General features: G+C 40.3%; 1 pseudogene. It reads right to left on the bottom strand.

Annotated features, from left to right (window positions below):
- A pseudogene (locus ACNOHI_RS25035) lies at nt 1–501 on the bottom strand (glycosyltransferase family 2 protein); the annotation flags it as partial.
- Nucleotides 502–635: the final 134 nt, after the last annotated feature.

The raw sequence follows: 635 nt of genomic DNA, 5'->3' as shown, positions 1-635 counted from the left end.
GTTCCATACTCTTTTCCAACTGGCCCATCCCCATACTTCTATATTGCTTGAGAAATAATAGCTCTTATTGCCCCGTCTTTTACCTTGCTGGAAGTTACATCCTGCAATTTGTGATATGCGCGTGTCGTATCTGTATTTTATTAATAAAGTGTCGCAAAATCTGAAGAAATCATTGGAGGGCAGGCAGTCATCTTCTAATATGATTCCTTCCTCTTCTTTACAAAAAAACCAGGTGATGGCAGTAGATACACCATATTTACAGCCGAGGTTGTCTTCCTGAAATAATGTCTCCACCTGACAGGGCCAGTCAACGCCATGGATAATGGATCTAGCTTCATCACATAATCTTCTCTCATCTGGTCTACCCGGCCTTGCTGCATCAGCAGCTATATAAAGCCTTGGAGGCTTTGCTTCACGTATTTTTTCAAATACCAGCTTTGTGGTATCGGGTCTGTTAAAGACAATAAAGAGGACCGGAGAAGAAGTATGGTAAGCTGACATTTACTATTTTGATGTACAAATTTAAGCCTTATTCCTGTTTTTTATCTGTTTTAATCTGTATCTGAGGTAAACAGGGAGACTGCAATATTTTTTAATGATCAACGGAAAGTCTTGTTCGAACGAGGGGTCATCGG

This window comes from Noviherbaspirillum sp. ST9 (genome assembly GCF_048799745.1).
GTDB lineage: Bacteria > Pseudomonadota > Gammaproteobacteria > Burkholderiales > Burkholderiaceae_D > Noviherbaspirillum.
Note: the sequence above shows the minus strand (reverse complement) of the source record. Positions and strands in the feature narration are given on the sequence as shown.